Source organism: Streptomyces sp. NPDC058221 (assembly GCF_042882365.1).
GTDB lineage: Bacteria > Actinomycetota > Actinomycetes > Streptomycetales > Streptomycetaceae > Streptomyces.
Genome location: NZ_JBHVWF010000170.1, coordinates 1 through 15,601 on the forward strand (window position 1 = coordinate 1; position 15,601 = coordinate 15,601).

The 15,601-nt window shown below is 69.5% G+C and carries 13 protein-coding genes and 2 pseudogenes; 9 read left to right on the top strand and 6 right to left on the bottom strand.

Annotated elements, in window-relative coordinates; all coding sequences use genetic code 11:
* Positions 1-198 precede the first annotated feature (198 nt).
* The 3 genes from ACFVW8_RS33985 (at position 199) to ACFVW8_RS33995 (ending at position 3,039) form a co-directional block, all read left to right on the top strand.
* Positions 199-1,203: a hypothetical protein gene (locus tag ACFVW8_RS33985; protein WP_389696950.1), complete on the top strand. Its 1,005-nt coding sequence runs from the start codon at positions 199-201 to the stop codon at positions 1,201-1,203.
* Complete coding sequence (locus ACFVW8_RS33990) at positions 1,203-1,868, top strand: hypothetical protein (protein ID WP_389696952.1); 666 nt, start codon at positions 1,203-1,205, stop codon at positions 1,866-1,868. The genes ACFVW8_RS33985 and ACFVW8_RS33990 overlap by 1 nt, the downstream gene beginning before the upstream one ends.
* Before the next feature lie 289 nt (positions 1,869-2,157).
* Positions 2,158-3,039, top strand: a complete 882-nt coding sequence (locus ACFVW8_RS33995) for an NmrA/HSCARG family protein (protein ID WP_389696954.1) — start codon at positions 2,158-2,160, stop codon at positions 3,037-3,039.
* Between the two features lie 86 nt (positions 3,040-3,125).
* On the opposite strand, the gene ACFVW8_RS34000 is transcribed toward ACFVW8_RS33995, so the two are convergent.
* Positions 3,126-3,446, bottom strand: a complete 321-nt coding sequence (locus ACFVW8_RS34000; protein WP_389696956.1) for a hypothetical protein — start codon at positions 3,444-3,446, stop codon at positions 3,126-3,128.
* Positions 3,447-3,727: 281 nt separating this feature from the next.
* Between ACFVW8_RS34000 and ACFVW8_RS34005 the strand changes: the two genes are divergently transcribed.
* The 4 genes and pseudogenes from ACFVW8_RS34005 (at position 3,728) to ACFVW8_RS34020 (ending at position 5,526) form a co-directional block, all read left to right on the top strand.
* Positions 3,728-4,333, top strand: a complete 606-nt coding sequence (locus ACFVW8_RS34005; RefSeq protein ID WP_389696958.1) for an N-acetylmuramoyl-L-alanine amidase — start codon at positions 3,728-3,730, stop codon at positions 4,331-4,333.
* Positions 4,334-4,392: 59 nt separating this feature from the next.
* Positions 4,393-4,581: pseudogene (locus ACFVW8_RS34010) on the top strand (YciI family protein); the annotation flags it as partial.
* Positions 4,582-4,886: 305 nt separating this feature from the next.
* A pseudogene (locus tag ACFVW8_RS34015) lies at positions 4,887-5,225 on the top strand (NUDIX hydrolase); the annotation flags it as partial.
* Positions 5,179-5,526, top strand: coding sequence for a hypothetical protein (locus ACFVW8_RS34020; RefSeq protein WP_389696974.1), 348 nt, complete (start codon positions 5,179-5,181; stop codon positions 5,524-5,526). The pseudogene ACFVW8_RS34015 and the gene ACFVW8_RS34020, both read left to right, overlap by 47 nt.
* A 163-nt stretch (positions 5,527-5,689) precedes the next feature.
* Here the strand turns inward: ACFVW8_RS34020 and ACFVW8_RS34025 are convergent, their stop codons facing one another.
* The 5 genes from ACFVW8_RS34025 to ACFVW8_RS34045 all read right to left on the bottom strand — a co-directional run bounded on the left by ACFVW8_RS34025 (position 5,690) and on the right by ACFVW8_RS34045 (position 13,907).
* Positions 5,690-7,213: an aldehyde dehydrogenase family protein gene (locus ACFVW8_RS34025; RefSeq protein ID WP_389696960.1), complete on the bottom strand. Its 1,524-nt coding sequence runs from the start codon at positions 7,211-7,213 to the stop codon at positions 5,690-5,692.
* A gap of 102 nt (positions 7,214-7,315) precedes the next feature.
* Positions 7,316-8,563, bottom strand: a complete 1,248-nt coding sequence (locus tag ACFVW8_RS34030) for a GAF domain-containing protein (protein WP_389696962.1) — start codon at positions 8,561-8,563, stop codon at positions 7,316-7,318.
* A gap of 107 nt (positions 8,564-8,670) precedes the next feature.
* Entirely contained in the window at positions 8,671-9,261 is a 591-nt protein-coding gene (locus ACFVW8_RS34035) for an N-acetylmuramoyl-L-alanine amidase (protein WP_389696964.1), read from the bottom strand.
* Positions 9,262-9,609: 348 nt separating this feature from the next.
* Complete coding sequence (locus tag ACFVW8_RS34040) at positions 9,610-11,001, bottom strand: SWF or SNF family helicase (RefSeq protein ID WP_389696966.1); 1,392 nt, start codon at positions 10,999-11,001, stop codon at positions 9,610-9,612.
* A complete protein-coding gene (locus ACFVW8_RS34045; RefSeq protein WP_389696968.1) occupies positions 10,998-13,907 on the bottom strand; it encodes an SNF2-related protein in 2,910 nt (969 codons plus the stop codon). The genes ACFVW8_RS34040 and ACFVW8_RS34045 overlap by 4 nt, the downstream gene beginning before the upstream one ends.
* Positions 13,908-14,163: 256 nt before the next feature.
* Between ACFVW8_RS34045 and ACFVW8_RS34050 the strand changes: the two genes are divergently transcribed.
* Both ACFVW8_RS34050 and ACFVW8_RS34055 read left to right on the top strand, forming a co-directional pair.
* Entirely contained in the window at positions 14,164-15,216 is a 1,053-nt protein-coding gene (locus tag ACFVW8_RS34050) for a fatty acid desaturase family protein (RefSeq protein WP_389696970.1), read from the top strand.
* Positions 15,217-15,313: 97 nt separating this feature from the next.
* The gene (locus tag ACFVW8_RS34055) at positions 15,314-15,532 is read left to right on the top strand and encodes a hypothetical protein (protein ID WP_389696972.1); all 219 of its coding nucleotides are present in this window, start codon (positions 15,314-15,316) and stop codon (positions 15,530-15,532) included.
* Positions 15,533-15,601: the final 69 nt, after the last annotated feature.

Consider the following 15,601-nt stretch of genomic DNA (forward strand, 5'->3'; position numbering starts at 1 on the left):
GTCTAGGGCTTGCTGTCAGCGGGTGGGCCTGCTGTTGCGACCGAGATTTCTACTTGGCGGATCTTGCTTCCGTAACGCTGTGTTGAGACTTAGTGCTTTCGTTGGCCTATGAGTGTTGTAGCTAGCCGGTGCCTACCCGGCTCGGGCGCACACCGCCCGGGCTCTTGAGGTTCCTGAGCTGGGCGTTAGCCTCTGCGGATGATTCCTGAGCCGCCACCGAAGGTCATCACTCGTCTTCGCGACGGGCAGATCCACGCCTACGTCGTGGGCGCCGGCGTCTACGGGACGCTGGAGCCGGCAGCGGTGTTCCGGCCGCGGGATGGCGAGGAGGTCGTAGCGTCGGTGGTCCGGCAGGATTTGGAGCGGGTCGTGTACACGACGCTGAACGGGGTGGTCTGCCTTACGCGCGCCGGCGACCTCATGTGGGCCTCGGACTTCGAACCGCACTCTGACGCACGCCATGGCCACCGGCCTGGCTGTGCGCTGTCTTTGGACGGCCGGACGGTGTGGGTGTACCGGCCGGACGCGATGGCGGGCCGCGGGGGCGGGGACCAGTGGGTCGTGCACGACGCCGACAGTGGTGTGGTTGTCGCCCGCCGGGAACTGGAGACGGTCGGGCACGGCGCCTTCCACCACGTGCATCCCATGGACGGCAGCATCTACCTAGACATCGGTGAGGGCCAGGACGGCTCCGTCATTCTCCGGGGTACGGGCGGGGCGGACAGCGAGCCGGAGTTCGTGACGTACCCGTGGTCGGACCGCTGCCTGATCGACCTGGCGCCGTCAGGGCAGCAGTTCATGACCGTGGACCACGGGCAGGCGGACGTCGCCTTCCACGATCACCCCGACGGGGGCGTGCTCTTCACCCTCCCCATTGAAGCCTTCGGGTACGACCCGGAGGATTCCTTCGTGGAATGGAGCGGCGGCTACCTGACCGAGGACACGGCCATCGTCACCCTGGGCGGTGAGGGTCAGGACGAGGAGGAGTGGTTCCGTTACCACCTGGTCGAGGTACGCACGGGCACCCTCAGCGGCGAGTTCACCGTCGAGGTGAGCAACCCGTACGAGCTGGTGCCCCTGGGTGACGGTTCCTGGCTCACCGGCGGCGCCGGCGGCGACCCCGTCCGTTGGTCCCGCGCTCCGCAGTCGTTCGCACCGCCGCGCCCGGCCGAATCAACCTCTCCCTGCGACAGGCAGAAGTGATGACGGCGGACACTCGATTGCCACTGATCCCTCAGGCGCCTGAAGGCCTGAGCCGACGAGCCCGCTACTTCGTCGAGGGGCACGGGCTGCGTGTTCCACACCGCGACCTCACGCTCTATCGGGAGGTATGGCTGCAACACGGGATACCACCTGCGGAGATCGACCGGGCCGTGGCCTTCCAAGAGCGCTGGGGCGGCATCGCTCTGCCCCCTGCCCCCGCATACGAGGGTGGCCCGCGGGTTCTGGAAGCTGATGTGCCCAAAGGCTCGGCCGTGAGCGGATGGCGGTTCTCGGCAGGCGGCTGTCGCGTCTCGATGGCCTACGGGTTCATGATCGGGCCGGGAGGCGAGTTCGGGATCGACGCCGACCACTGGACACCGCTGCACGCCGGCACAGAGGGTTGGGTGGAAGCCCTGGCTCTGGCCGACCATGCGGGTTACTGGGCCAAGACCATCACGAAGATCAAGGGTGGCGCCGTTGAGGAGCTGGACCTCGACGGATTCGATCCGGTACCTGAAGTCCAGGGACTTGCTGACACCTGGTGGCGGGGCAAGGACTCCCTGATCGCCGTCTATCGCGGCGAAGCCTCGGGCTTTGAAGCCCCCCACTGCCTCAGGGCCCATATCTACGACGGACTTGATGCGTGGGGCCCGGGTGGCACCTGACCCCCGAAGGCCAAGCTCGTCGGTCCCGCCGCTGAGCGTTCGGGTTGGCCGTAAGGGTCAAGTAGAGCGCTCAGTCACACCTGCTGTGACTGAGCGCTTCAGCCGGCCCTTGAGCGCCCGAGTTGGCCCGCTGAGCGTGATGACTGGCCCGTGGAGCGGGGCACAAGCAGCCTGGCGGCCATGATGTACATCACAGGGGCTGGACCTCAATCGTGGTTGAGGGAGCAGAGTTCTGCACCGGCGGATGCCACTCAAGGCACCCCAGACCTGCGTCATCGAGGAGCCTTGGATGTCTGACAACCGCGTCGTTGTGGTGGCTGGTGCGACGGGGAGGCAGGGTGGCGCCACCGCGCGCGCACTGCTGTCTCGCGGCTGGACGGTGCACACACTGGTCCGTGACCCGAACAAGCCCGAGGCACTGGCGCTGAAGGAGGCCGGCGCAGTCCTGGTCCACGGTGACCTGGACGATGTGGCATCGCTGGATGCGGCCCTGCGCGGCGCGTACGGCGTGTTCAGCGTGCAGACCTTTGCTGGACCGGATGGCTGCGCCGGCGAGATCCGGCAGGGCAAGGCAGTCGCTGAGGCGGCCGCCCGCGCGGGTGTCGCGCACTTCGTCTACAGCTCCGTCGATGGCGCCGACCGCCCCGGCCAGGTGCAGCACTTCGCCAGTAAGGGAGAAGTCGAGCGGCACATCACGGCGCTCGGTCTGCCCTCGACGATCCTGCGGCCAACCTTCTTCATCACCAACTTCGAGCACCTGGGCCCCCAGTGGGTGGACGGTGAGCTCACGCTGACGATGGGTCTGGCCCCGGACACGAAGCTCCAGATGATCACCCCGGGCGACATTGGAGGCATCGCCGCCGACGCGTTCGACACCCCGGCCGACTACCTGGGGCGCACCGTCGAGATCGCCGCAGACGAACTGACCGGCCCGCAGTTGGCCGAAGTGTTCGCCCGCACCGCCGCCCGTCCGGTGCGCTTCGCCTCCCAGCCGATCGAGCAGGTACGCGCCCACAGCGAGGAGATGGCCGCCATGTTCGACTGGTTCAACACGGTCGGCTTCAAGGCCGACCTGGCGACGCTCCGCGCACAGCACCCTGGGCTGACGTCCCTGGAAGCGTGGGTGGGCGAGTACTGGTCGGCGCCTGCAGTACCGGCCTTCGTGGTCTGAGACACGCGTAATCAAGGTGGTACGGACTGAGCGCTTAAGTTGGCCGGTCGGGCCAACTGAAGCGCTCAGTCACACCTGCGGCGACGTCAGGCGAGACGGGCCACGATCTCGTGGCAGGTGGACTGCAGGTCTTCGTCGTTTTCGGTGCTTCGGGAACGGCCGCTGCGGCGGTGGAGTGCGAGTTCTGTCCGGGTACGGGGCAGAGCCGGCATGGGCCTCATGCGCTTCAGGCAGGTCAGGATGTGGTTGGAGGTCGCGTCGTTGCTGTCCCATGCATCGAGCCGCGTGTGGACGACCGACGGGGCCTCGGCGTCTCCGCCGATGCCCCACGGTGCTGCGGCGGCGTGGACCCGGGTCCACTCGTAGTCGGCGGTCAGCAGCTGCCGGAGCTGAGGCAGCGTTTTCACGGCGGGCGGACCGATGCGGAATCGGCGACACCAGCCACTCGCCCAGCCAGTTCCCGGCCCGTGCCGGGCGGGAAAGACTCCGGCTCCGGTCCGCGCGGCGATTCGGCGTCCGTCGCTTCGCTCCGCGGCCGACCCCTGGTGCGTACCGCCTTTGGTCGGCCCTTTGGCATGTCCCAGAAGGTCTTGGCAGGGGTGTGGATGGGGCTCATCATGAGGCACGTCATTGTCATGTACGCGGCTTGCGCTTGAGTGCCCCACTCCTCTCCCCAAGGGAGCCCCTCATGGATCAGCCCAGCCCCCACGCCCCCAGACCCTCGCGCCGACGCCTGCTGCAGGGCGCCGCCATCACCGCCGCTGCTGCCGCGCTGGGGCCGCTGGCTGCCGGCCGTGCCGCCGCCGCGGCTCCGTATCCCGTGACGCACTGGATACCGGCGAGCACCTCCAACTACACGGTCTCCAGCCGCCCGAGCAGCTACCCCCTGAACTACGTGGTCATCCATGTCACCCAGGAGACCTTCCAGGACGCGATGCGGATCTTCAAGGATCCGGCCCGCCAGGTGTCCGCGCACTACATGGTCGCCTCCGGCGACGGCTACATCGGGCAGTTCGTGCGGGAGGAGGACATCGCCTGGCACGCCGGCAACTGGGACTACAACACGCGCTCCATCGGAATCGAGCACGAAGGCTGGGTCGACCAGCCGCAGTGGTTCACCGACGTGATGTACCAGCAGTCGGCGAAGCTCACCGCGGCCGTCTGCGACCGCTACGGCATCCCGAAGGCCCGTACGCACATCATCGGCCACGTCGAGGTTCCGGGCACGGACCACACGGATCCGGGTCCGAACTGGGACTGGGCGAAGTACATGAAGCTGGTCAACGCGGCGTGACCTCTCCGTGCTGCCCGGCCGAATCTCGTTGATCGGCCGGGGGAAGGAAGACTGCGGGCATGGAGTTTCTCTGTTACCACCGTGACCGGCCCGGATCCCTGACGCTCCGCGACGAGTTGCTGGAAGCGCACTGGTCCTACAAGGACGGGTTCGCGAAGGAGATGATCGCCCGCGGTCCGACCCTCACCGCAGACCGGGACGCGCCCACCGGCAGCGTGCACATCCTCGGTCTGCCCGACACCGCCGCTGGGTGCGAGGGCTGTGGGTGCTCGTCGTCGGCGTACGGCCGGGCATGCCGAAGGGCCCGTCCGTGGACGGGCCCTTCGGTGTTGCGGGGGGTGCGTCAGGCTGCGAGGAACAGTGCTGCGATGACGAGCACGAGGACGTGCGCGGTTTGGTGGATATCGGTAAGCACGGATATTCGAGGCTGCGGAATAGCTCCTGCCTCAGAGCCGCTGAGGACGTCTGGGCGCTCTCGAAGCGGTTGCCGTCCGATGGAGACGACTGCCATTTCGGTTGCGAGTGCTGAGTTGAAGTGGGCCAAGATGATCCAATGAGCCAAGAGACAGCCGGTGTATCCGAAGCGGTCCCGAACGAGTTGAAGCGGGGAAGCTTCCGGTTGGCGGCCTACGCCGTGTGCATCGATGACGGGCGGGTGCTGCTCGCCCATCACGCGTCGAACAACTGGACTCTTCCGGGCGGTAGGGTCGAGCACGCGGAGGATCCGTTCGAAACAGTGATCCGGGAGGTTGCTGAGGAGACCGGCTGCTCCGCGGTGGTCGAGCGCCTGCTGGGCGTGGACTCCAGGGTGATCCCCGCGGCCCGCACACATCGAACGGTTCGGCGTGGCTCCGGACGGACGGCTGTTCCGGAACCAGGCGGGCAACTACGCCGACGCGTCTGCGTATGGCATTACGTGGGCGAGGGCACGGAAGTACGTGCTGACCCGTACGGAGCTCGCCTCCGGGCTGGCCAAGAGACCCTACGATCTCCGGCATGCTGGCATTTCCTTCTGGCTGTACTCCGGTGTGGACCTGGCCGAATGCGCTCGCCGGGCGGGCAGGAGCATCGAGGTCCTTTTCCGTCACTACGCCAAGTTCCTGGACGGTGTGCAGGAGCGGGCCAACCGCCTCATTGCGCAGTCGATGGAGGGGTGGGACCGCGTCAGCCGGGGCGCAGTGCCAGATGGGTGAGTCGTGGGTTTTGGTCCGTGACTGGTCCGGAAGAGCTGGTCAGGAGCGGGATACCGCCAGGAGGAACTAGGAGTTGCCACGTATACCGGGCCCATCTCTGAGGGTGCCCAACGGAAGGCGCCTGATAGGGAAAAGGTCAGGTCAGGCGCCTTCTTTCGTGCCCCTAGAAGAATCCGAGCTTCTTCGCCGAGTACGACACGAGGAGGTTTTTCGTCTGCTGGTAGTGCTCCAGCATCATCCGGTGGTTCTCCCGCCCGATCCCCGACTGCTTGTACCCGCCGAACGCCGCGTGCGCCGGGTACGCGTGGTAGCAGTTGGTCCAGACGCGGCCTGCCTGGATGGCCCGTCCCGCGCGGTAAGCGGTGCCGCCGTCGCGGGTCCATACGCCTGCGCCGAGTCCGTACAGGGTGTCGTTCGCCGTGCGGATCGCGTCGTCGAAGTCCGTGAACGACGTGACGGCGACGACCGGGCCGAAGATCTCCTCCTGGAACACGCGCATCCGGTTGTCGCCCTCGAAAATCGTCGGCTGTACGTAGTAGCCGCCCGCGAGCTCTCCGTCGTACTCGATCCGCTTGCCGCCCGTGAGGATCTTCGCGCCCTCCTGCTGGCCGATGTCCAGATACGAAAGGATCTTCTGGAGCTGGTCGTTGGAGGCCTGCGCGCCGATCATCGTGTCCGTGTCCAGCGGGTGGCCCGGCACGATCTGTTCGGTGCGGGCGATGCCCGCCTCCAGGAACTCGCTGTAGTGGCCGCGCTGGATCAGGGCCCGTGACGGACAGGTGCAGACCTCGCCCTGGTTGAGGGCGAACATGGTGAAGCCCTCAAGTGCCTTGTCGCGGAAGTCGTCGTCGGCGGACCAGACATCGTCGAAGAAGATGTTCGGCGACTTGCCGCCGAGCTCCAGCGTCACCGGCTTGATGTTCTCGGAGGCGTACTGCATGATCAGCCGCCCCGTCGTGGTCTCCCCGGTGAACGCGATCTTCGCGACGCGCGGGCTGGAGGCCAGCGGCTTGCCGGCCTCCGCGCCGAAGCCGTTGACGATGTTCACGACGCCCGGCGGAAGCAGGTCCGCCACCAGGCTCAGCCAGACATGGATGGACGCGGGTGTCTGCTCGGCCGGCTTGAGGACCACCGCGTTGCCCGCCGCGAGGGCCGGGGCCAGCTTCCAGGTGGCCATCAGAATGGGGAAGTTCCACGGAATGATCTGCGCGACGACGCCGAGCGGCTCGTGGAAGTGGTAGGCGACCGTGTCCTCCTCGAGCTGACTCAGCGAGCCCTCCTGGGCTCGCAACGCACCCGCGAAATAGCGGAAGTGGTCGATGGCCAGCGGGATGTCGGCCGCCAGGGTCTCCCGGACAGGCTTGCCGTTCTCCCAGCTCTCGGCAACCGCCAGCTCCTCCAGATGCGCCTCCATCCGGTCCGCGATCCGGTTGAGGACCGAGGCGCGGTCACCCGCCGACGTGGCACCCCAGGCCGGCGCTGCGGCATGGGCCGCGTCCAGGGCGCTCTCGACGTCCTCGGCGGTGCCGCGTGCGATCTCGGTGAACGGGCGGCCATTGACGGGGCTCGGGTTTTCGAAGTACTGGCCGCGGGCCGGAGGTGCGTACGCGCCGCCGATCCAGTGGTCGTATCGCGACTCGTACGAGACGATCGCGCCCTCGGTGCCCGGCGCAGCGTAACGGGTCATCTCTGTGGCCTCCCGGATCCGGTGCCGTCCGCCGTTGGACGGCCCTCGGCGTGAGGCTAGACAGCGCGACGTTGCAACCCCGTTGCGTATCGTGAGGGGGTCTCAGCGCTGTTCCGAGTCCAGGGTTCTGGCGCGGGCCAGCAGAGCCGGCCGCTGCGCCGCCGGCGCGGCCGCGGCCAGCGCCTGCCAGGCGGGCAGATCGTCCTCGCCCCAGGGGCTGGACGCCCAGTCCGTCAGCAGTCCCGGATCGCCGCGTGCGATCAGCGCGGCCCGCAGCGACTCGTCCAGCCGGCGCCGCAGCCGTACGACGGACGGGGCCTGCGAACCGGGCAGCAAGGGCCCGGCATAGGCGCTGAGGGCCGCGGCCACCGCTCCCGACGCCAGCCTGCGCGCGACGGCGTCGAAATCCGCGTCGACTGGGGCGGCGAGACGGTAGGGGCGGGAGAGCAGCAGATCAGGACCCAGGAGACGGCGCAGCCGGGAGAGTTCGGCCCGCAGCGTCACCGGGGTCACCGACTCGTCCTCGTACAGATCGACGAGGAGTTCCTCCCCTGCGATGCCCTCGGGGCGCCGGGCCAGTGCGACCAGGATCTCGCTGTGACGCCGGCTGAGACGCAGCGCACGGCCGCCCACGATCAGCAGGGCCTCGTCCCTGCCCAGGGCGCTCAGCCGCACGGTCGCGGTGGACGGGGGCGCGAGCAGGGCCAGTTGGGATTCCGCTGCCCGGGCCACGGCCTGTACGAACGCCAGGCTGTGCGGATGTGCCAGCCTGTTCCCACCCGTGATGTCGACCGCGCCGAGTACCCGTCCGGTGTGCGGGTCATGCAGTGGCGCCGCCGCACATGTCCACTGCTGCACCGGACGCAGAAAGTGCTCGGCCGCGAAGACCTGCACCGGGCGGTCCACGGCGATGGCCGTTCCCGGTGCGTTGGTGCCGGCGACCGACTCCGCCCAGCGGGCGCCCTCCACGAAGTTCATCCGGCCGGCGCGCCGTCTGGTCACCGCGTGTCCCTCGACCCACAGCAGCCTGCCGTGCGCGTCGCACACCGCCAGCAGGTGTTCCCCGTCCGTCGCGTACGCGCTCATCAGCTCCCGGATCACCGGCATGACACGGGCGAGCGGATGGGACTCCCGGTACGGTCCGAGGTCGTCGGCGTCCAGGTCGACCAGGGCCGCACCGTCCGGGCAGACGCGGGCCCGTGCCGAGCGCCGCCAGGACTCGCCGACCACCGGCCGGACCGGGGTCTCCAGACGGCCACCCGCGGTGAACACCTCGTGCGCGTGGCGCAGTTCGCCGAGCCGTTCACCGGGGTCCGCGTCGGCTTCCAGGGCCAACCAGGGGTCCGTCAACTCACCCTCCCGTCCAGGGGCGCCGTACACCCCCATCGTCGTCGCAGCTGACGTCTGCGACAAGCGTGGTGCGGAGAGTAATCGGAAGGACGGGAACCGGCCGGAGGTCAGCCCGTGCCGAGCAGGTTCACGAGGCGGATGTAACGCACCCAGTCCCAGTGGGGACCCGGGTCGGTATGGTCGGCGCCCGGGACCTCGACATGGCCGAGAATGTGCGCACGGTCCTTGGGTATGCCGTAGCGGTCGCACACCGAGGCGGTCAGCAGCGCCGACTTCTCGTACAGGGCGTCCGTGAAGTACTCGGGCTGGTCCACATAGCCCTCGTGCTCGATTCCGATGCTTCGGGTGTTGTAGTCCCAGTTGCCGGCGTGCCAGGCGATGTCCTCCTCCCTGACGCACTGGTCGATATAGCCGTCGGCCGAGCGGACCACGTAGTGCGCGGAGACCCGTTTCGCCGGATTCTGGAATATCGCGACCGCGTCCGAGAACGTCTCCTGGGTGACATGGATGACCACGTACTCCACGGGATACTCGGAAGGACGCGTCGACGCCGTGCAGTTGGACGTCGACGCCGGAACCCAGTGGGCCGACGGGTAGTCCGTGTCTCCGGCCGTCGCAGCGGCGGCCCGCGCGGAGGCGGGGATCAGAGCAGCCGCGGCTGTGACAGCGGCGCCCTGAAGAATCCTTCTCCGGTGCATGTGTGCTCCAGCTGTGGGGGAGGGGGAAACGCTTGCGTGTCTGTGGCTCGGTGGCTGGCTGCGCATTCGGTTCCGGCAGGGGTTCGCGCGGCCCGGGTGCCGTGCCCCCCTTGTCCGATGACCGGAATGTGCTGTCCGGTGTGCGGCCGAGCATGCAGCGGCCCCACCGTACGGGTGCGGCGCGGGCGACGGAAGGCAGCGGGTGCCTGAAATCCCTCTCGTTCAGGGTGCGTTAGGGATTTCGGCGAGTGGTGGCAGCGGCAGCGGCAGGGGGCGGATCGGGGGAGGCATCGGTCGGTCACGACGGGCGGGTGGTGACGTGCTCGCCCGCCCGCCGCTGAGCCTCCGTCAGGCCTCGGACGCCGTCGCACCCGCGAGGGCCGCCGCCGGATCGTCGTCCGAGGGTCCGGCCGGAACCCATCGTCCGCTCTCCTTGCGGTACGGATACCAGCGCCCGTCCCGTCCGTAGCGGAGCTGAACGCTGCCGTCCACCGACGTCCAGCGGTTGTGCTCGCTGCGCAGCCCGGGTGCCTCGCCCTCCTCCCAGGCACCGGCGAGCCGGCTCCTGGCCCGGGCGAGTGCCGCCGCGTCCGGGGTCCACTTCTCGTCGAGGGCGCAGAGCGCCGCGGCGCCGCCGTACTGCCAGGCACGCACCGCGACCTGCAGACCGGCCGGTCCGCGCCCCGATCCGGTCGCCATCCGGTTCGCGATCCACGGCTCGGGCCGCGCCTCCGCGGCAAGCCGGACCGCGTCCTGCTCCGGCGTCAGCGTGGCGGGCAACGGATGGAGCTCGTGACCCGGGGCCAGCGCGTCCGCGAGCATCCGGTGGGCGCGCGTCGCGCTGTCCGTCGCCAGCATCTCCAGCGCCGTCGGATCCACGCCCGGCTCCGGTTCCGTCTCCGTGTCCAGCGACGGCGACGCACCGGCCTCGCCGGGAAGCGCCGGGGGAGCGGGCAGCGGAGGCAGACCACCGGCCACGGCGTACACCTCCGTCGCCGGGATCCCGCGCACGCTCCCGTCCGAGGGCCCCGCCGCGGACTCGTCGGCCCGGCCGGCCGGTGCGTGACCCGCGGCCCGTGCGGTGATCCGCACCTGGAGCTCGTCCAGCAGCCGGCGTTCGCCGCGCCCTCGCATCAGCAGCAGGACGAACGGATCCTGGTCCAGCAGCCGCGCCACCTGATAACAGAGCGCAGCGGTGTGCGGGCAGTGGTCCCATGCCTCGCACGTGCACTCCGGATCGAGGTCACCGATGGCCGGAAGCAGATCAATGCCTGCCGCGGACGCGTCCTCGACCAGATGCGGAGGCATCTCGCGGTCGAGCAGGGCAGCGATGTGCCCGGCCCGTTCGACCGCCATGTCCAGGAAACGGTCCCACTCCTCGTCGCTCAGCTCCTGGAGCAGCACATCGCTGCGGTACGCACTCGAGTCCTGGCCCTGGACCACCGCGGTGATCCGGCCCGGCCGTACGGACACCGCACCGACCCGGCCCTCACGGGCGAACCGGCGCCCCTTCTTGAGCTGCTGCCCGTCCAGCGCGGTGTCCTCCAGTGCCTTCAGCCATGCCCGGCCCCACCAGGACTCCGCGAAGCCGCGGCCGCTCGCCGGCGGCAGCGCGGCAAAGGTGCGTTCCCGCTCGGGTGCCGAGGACGCCCGGCGCGCCGTGGCGTCCGGCTCGTCGCTGTCGTACGGGTCGGCGCAGTCCTCGGTTCCGTAGTCGTCGCTCTCGTAGCCGTTGCTCATCGTGCGCCCCCTCGCAGCTCCACCAGATCGGCCAGTTCCGCATTGCTGAGCTCGGTCAGGGCGCTCTCGCCGGAACCGAGCACCGCGTCCGCGAGGCCCTGCTTGCGGGCCAGCATGTCGGCGATACGGTCCTCGATCGTGCCCTCCGCGATCAGCCGGTGCACCTGCACCGGCTGGGTCTGCCCGATGCGGTACGCACGGTCGGTCGCCTGGGCCTCGACGGCGGGGTTCCACCAGCGGTCGAAGTGCACCACATGGCCCGCCCGGGTGAGGTTGAGCCCGGTCCCGGCCGCCTTGAGCGACAGCAGGAAGACGGGGGCCTCGCCCGCCTGGAACCGGTTCACCATCGACTCCCGCGCGGCGACCGGAGTGCCGCCGTGCAGGAACTGGGTGCGGACCCCGCGCGCCGCCAGATGCTGTTCGAGGAGCCGCGCCATCTGCACGTACTGGGTGAACACCAGGACGGCCGCGCCCTCCGCGAGAATGGTGTCCAGCAGTTCGTCCAGCAGCTCCAGTTTTCCGGAACGGCCGGTGATCTGCGGATCCTCCTCCTTGAGGTACTGCGCCGGGTGGTTGCAGATCTGTTTGAGCGCGGTCAGCAGTTTGACCACCAGCCCGCGCCGGGCGATGCCGTCGGCGTCGGAGATCGCCGCCAGCGTCTCCCGCACCACCGCCTCGTAAAGCCCCGTCTGCTCGGCCGTGAGAGAGACCGCGCGGTCCGTCTCGGTCTTCGGAGGCAGCTCCGGAGCGATGCCCGGATCGGACTTCCGCCGACGCAGCAGGAAGGGACGCACCAGCGCGCCGAGACGCTCGGCCGCCGCCGGGTCGCTGCCGCCCTCGGCCGCTCGCGCGTACCGCGTGCGGAACGTACCGAGGCGGCCCAGCAGGCCGGGCGTCGTCCAGTCGAGGATGGCCCACAGTTCGGAGAGGTTGTTCTCCACAGGGGTGCCCGTGAGGGCCACGCGGGCCTGGGCACCGATGGTGCGCAGCTGCTTCGCGGTGGCCGAGTACGGGTTCTTCACATGCTGCGCCTCGTCGGCGACGACGATGCCCCATCGGGTGGCCGCGAGCTTCGGTGCGTCCAGCCGCATCGTGCCGTACGTGGTGAGGACGAACTCGCCGGCCGCCAGGTTCTCCAGGCTGCGCGACCCGCTGTGGAAGCGGCGCACCGGGGTGCCGGGTGCGAACTTCTCGATCTCCCGCTGCCAGTTGCCCATCAGCGAGGTCGGGCAGACCACCAGGGTGGGGCCCGCGGCCGATTCGAGGGCCTGCCGGTGCAGATGCAGCGCGATCAGCGTGATGGTCTTGCCGAGCCCCATGTCGTCGGCGAGACAGCCGCCGAGTCCGAGCGAGGTCATCGTGTGGAGCCAGTTCAGGCCACGGAGCTGGTAGTCGCGCAAGGTCGCGGTGAGTGCCGCGGGCTGACCGAGCGGCGGCTCCCCGCCCTGCTCCCGGTGGGAGTCCGGATCGGCGACCCGCCGGCGCAGTGTCTCCAGCCAGCCGGTCGCCCGGACCTCGACCCGGTGGCCGTCGACCTCGGTGGAGCCCGTCAGCACCGCTCCGAGTGCGTCGATCGGTGTGACCTTGCGGTCCTGGGTCTCCCGGGCGCGACGGGCCTCGTCCGGATCGATCAGCACCCACTGGTCGCGCAGCCGCACCAGCGGCCGGCCTGCCTCGGCCAGCCGGTCGATCTCGGCGCGGCTGAGCTTCTGATCGCCCAGCGCGAACCACCAGTCGAACGAGAGCAGCGCGTCCGCGGACAGGAGCGGCGTAGTGTCGGAATCGCTGCGCAGGAGGCCCGGAGAATCGTCCGGGCCGTGCCCGCCGTCCTCGTCTTCGGAGGGGCCGATGACCGCGCGTGCGGTGAGCTTGCGCGCCAGCTCCCGGGGCCAGTGCACCTGTACGCCGGTCGCGGCGAGCGTTCGTGAGGCGGCGCCGAGCAGTTCGGTGATCTCCTCGTCGGCCGGTTCCACGGCGTCCGGCACGGCGGCCGACAGCAGCGGGGTCAGCGGCGGCCAGGCCCGGGCGGCCCGGCGCAGCATCAGCAGGGCGTCCATCCGGGCCCTCGGCCCGAGGGCGGCGGCCGGTCCGCTCCCCGTCCAGATCGCGGCCGCGTCGGCGACCAGGGCCGGGTCGCTGACGCTGTGGATCTGCGGAACCACCCGGAAGGACGGGCCGGCCGGCTGCCTTCCGGACGGCTCGTCGGCCAGGTCGAGTCCGGACACCTCCACCCGCAGCGAGAGCCGGACGCCCGCGTCGTGCCCGGCCGCGACATCGGCGACCCAGGCGCGGTGGTCAGGCAGCCGCTGCGGTGCGTCAGCGGTGAACGCCGGGCCTCCGGTGGCGAGGGAGGCGGCGGGCGTGCGCGGCAGTCCGTCGGCGACCGCGTCGAGGAACGCCCGTACCAGCCACTCCGGTTCGGGCAGCAGCAGGGGATCCGCGGTCGCATCCAGCGGTACCGCGTGGGCACTTGGGGGCATGGATGCGGCCAGGGTCCGGATCCGGGTCTGGTCGTCCGCGGTGAGAGGTCCGGCCCGCCAGGCGTCGTGGTCCGTGGCACTCAGTCCCGGCAACAGCAGCCCACGCGCGGTGAACTGAAGGGCCTGCAGCGCAGCGGCCCCCCAGAACGAGGCCGCCGGTGAGGCGTGCGCCGAGCTCCGTGCGCGGGTCAGGACCGGCAGGGCGTCCCGCACGGGGAGCAGTCGCGCCGGTACCTCGTACGGCAGGGCGTCGGAGCCGGTCACGATCAGGGCCTCGACGGTCCCGGGCGCATCGGGCGGCCTGTTACCGTCAGGGCACCAAAAGGCGACGCGTCCGGTCCGGGAGGGATCCGCGGGCAGGAACACCACGGAACAGCCGGCGAGTGCGGAGATCTCGGCAAGCGTTGCTGCAGGGAGGCTGTGCACAGCGATGTCAGATTCCTCAAATTTGACTAGTTGACTGAAGTCGCCGAGGGTACTCCATCGCATCCGGCGGCGGGGCCAGTCGTCACATGATTCGCATCACACACCTGTGTCCGGTATGTCGGCCAGGTGTAGCCAGCCCCCCTCCGCAATGAGGGGGCTGGCCCCAGGAAACCTCGGGTGGTGGCTCCATGGCTGCCGTATATCAGCGACCCGTACGTTTCATCAGGTCAGCGCACCTCACAAGACCGGAGACACCATGCCTCAGGCCGCAACCACCGTCGCGGAACGAACCCGTGACAGTGCCGGAAGTGCCGGAAGTACAGGAAGTGACTTCGCGCCACTGTTGCGGGCCGTCAAGGGGCAGGGACTCCTCGAACGCCGCACCGGTTGGTACGCGGCGGGTATCGCCGTCAATCTGATCGCCCTGGGCGCCGTGCTCACGGGTCTGGTCCTCCTCGGTAACACGTGGTGGACCCTGTTGCTCGCTCTGCCCCTCGCCGTCTTCTGGTCCCGCACCGCGTTCGTGGGCCACGACGCCGGACACGCGCAGATATCCGGTGACCGCCGGGCGAGCCGGGCCATCGGCCTGGTGCACGCCAATCTGCTGCTCGGTATGAACGAAGCGTGGTGGAACGACAAGCACGTGCGCCACCACGCGAACCCCAACCACGTGGACAAGGACCCGGACGTCGGCGTCGGCGCACTCGTCTGGACCCAGAAGCAGGCCGCGCAGCGCGAGGGTTTCGCCCGCTGGCTCACCCGCAACCAGGCCCGGCTGTTCTTCCCGATGCTGCTCCTGGAAGGCATCGCGCTGAAGATCTCCGGCTTCCAGTACCTGCGACAGCAGCCCGCCCGGGAGCGCGCCCTCTCTGCCACGCTCCTGGTCGCCCACCTCGGCCTGTACGTGGCACTGCTGCTCAGCGTCATGTCGCCCGGTAAGGCCGTCGTCTTCGCCCTCGTGCACCACGCACTCTTCGGCCTCCACCTCGGCATGGCCTTCGCCCCCAACCACAAGGGCATGGAGATGCCCGACCCGGACGGCGACCGCTGGGGCCACCTGCAGCGTCAGGTCCTCACCTCGCGCAACGTGCGGGGCGCCGTCCTCACCGACTGGTTCCTCGGCGGGCTCAACTACCAGATCGAGCACCATCTCTTCCCGAGCATGCCCCGCCCGCACCTGAGGCTGGCCCAGCCCCTGGTCAAGGCGCAGTGCGAGGCACTCGGCATGCCGTACGCGGAGACCGGACTCATCGAGTCCTACCGCCAGGCACTCGAGCACATGCATGAGGTCGGCGCGCCGCTGAGGTGACCGTTCCGGACGAGTCCGGGGCAGGCTGGAACCGATGAGCACGCACAGGCGTTCTCAACTCAAGGAGCGGCCACTGGCCGCGGAGGAGGCGTGGACGATGTCGAACAGCGCAAAGATCGCCATCGGGGGAGTTGTCGTCGCAGTCGTCCTGATGCCGTTCATCGGGTTCTGGCTGTCACTGCTGGTGCTCATCGGAGTCCCCGCGATTGCCTATCTGGCACTGGATCCCAGCCAGCGCCGCAGGCTCCGCAGGATCAGCCGCAAGGAGATCGGCCGCTGCGGCGGCCGGCGGCCAGGCGCCGCTCAGGGCCCGTGAAGGCCCACCGTCAAACCGGGGCCGCACTGGTTTGACCTCGTACACGAAGCCGGCCGGCGGGGCCCGGGT

Excerpts from the sequence above, each read along its gene's own strand:
- ACFVW8_RS33985 (WP_389696950.1), top strand. The coding sequence starts at position 199 with ATGATTCCTGAGCCGCCACCGAAGGTCATCACTCGTCTTCGCGACGGG.
- ACFVW8_RS33990 (WP_389696952.1), top strand. The coding sequence starts at position 1,203 with ATGACGGCGGACACTCGATTGCCACTGATCCCTCAGGCGCCTGAAGGC.
- ACFVW8_RS33995 (WP_389696954.1), top strand. The coding sequence starts at position 2,158 with ATGTCTGACAACCGCGTCGTTGTGGTGGCTGGTGCGACGGGGAGGCAG.
- ACFVW8_RS34005 (WP_389696958.1), top strand. The coding sequence starts at position 3,728 with ATGGATCAGCCCAGCCCCCACGCCCCCAGACCCTCGCGCCGACGCCTG.
- ACFVW8_RS34025 (WP_389696960.1), bottom strand. The coding sequence starts at position 7,213 with ATGACCCGTTACGCTGCGCCGGGCACCGAGGGCGCGATCGTCTCGTAC.
- ACFVW8_RS34035 (WP_389696964.1), bottom strand. The coding sequence starts at position 9,261 with ATGCACCGGAGAAGGATTCTTCAGGGCGCCGCTGTCACAGCCGCGGCT.
- ACFVW8_RS34040 (WP_389696966.1), bottom strand. The coding sequence starts at position 11,001 with ATGAGCAACGGCTACGAGAGCGACGACTACGGAACCGAGGACTGCGCC.
- ACFVW8_RS34050 (WP_389696970.1), top strand. The coding sequence starts at position 14,164 with ATGCCTCAGGCCGCAACCACCGTCGCGGAACGAACCCGTGACAGTGCC.
- ACFVW8_RS34055 (WP_389696972.1), top strand. The coding sequence starts at position 15,314 with ATGTCGAACAGCGCAAAGATCGCCATCGGGGGAGTTGTCGTCGCAGTC.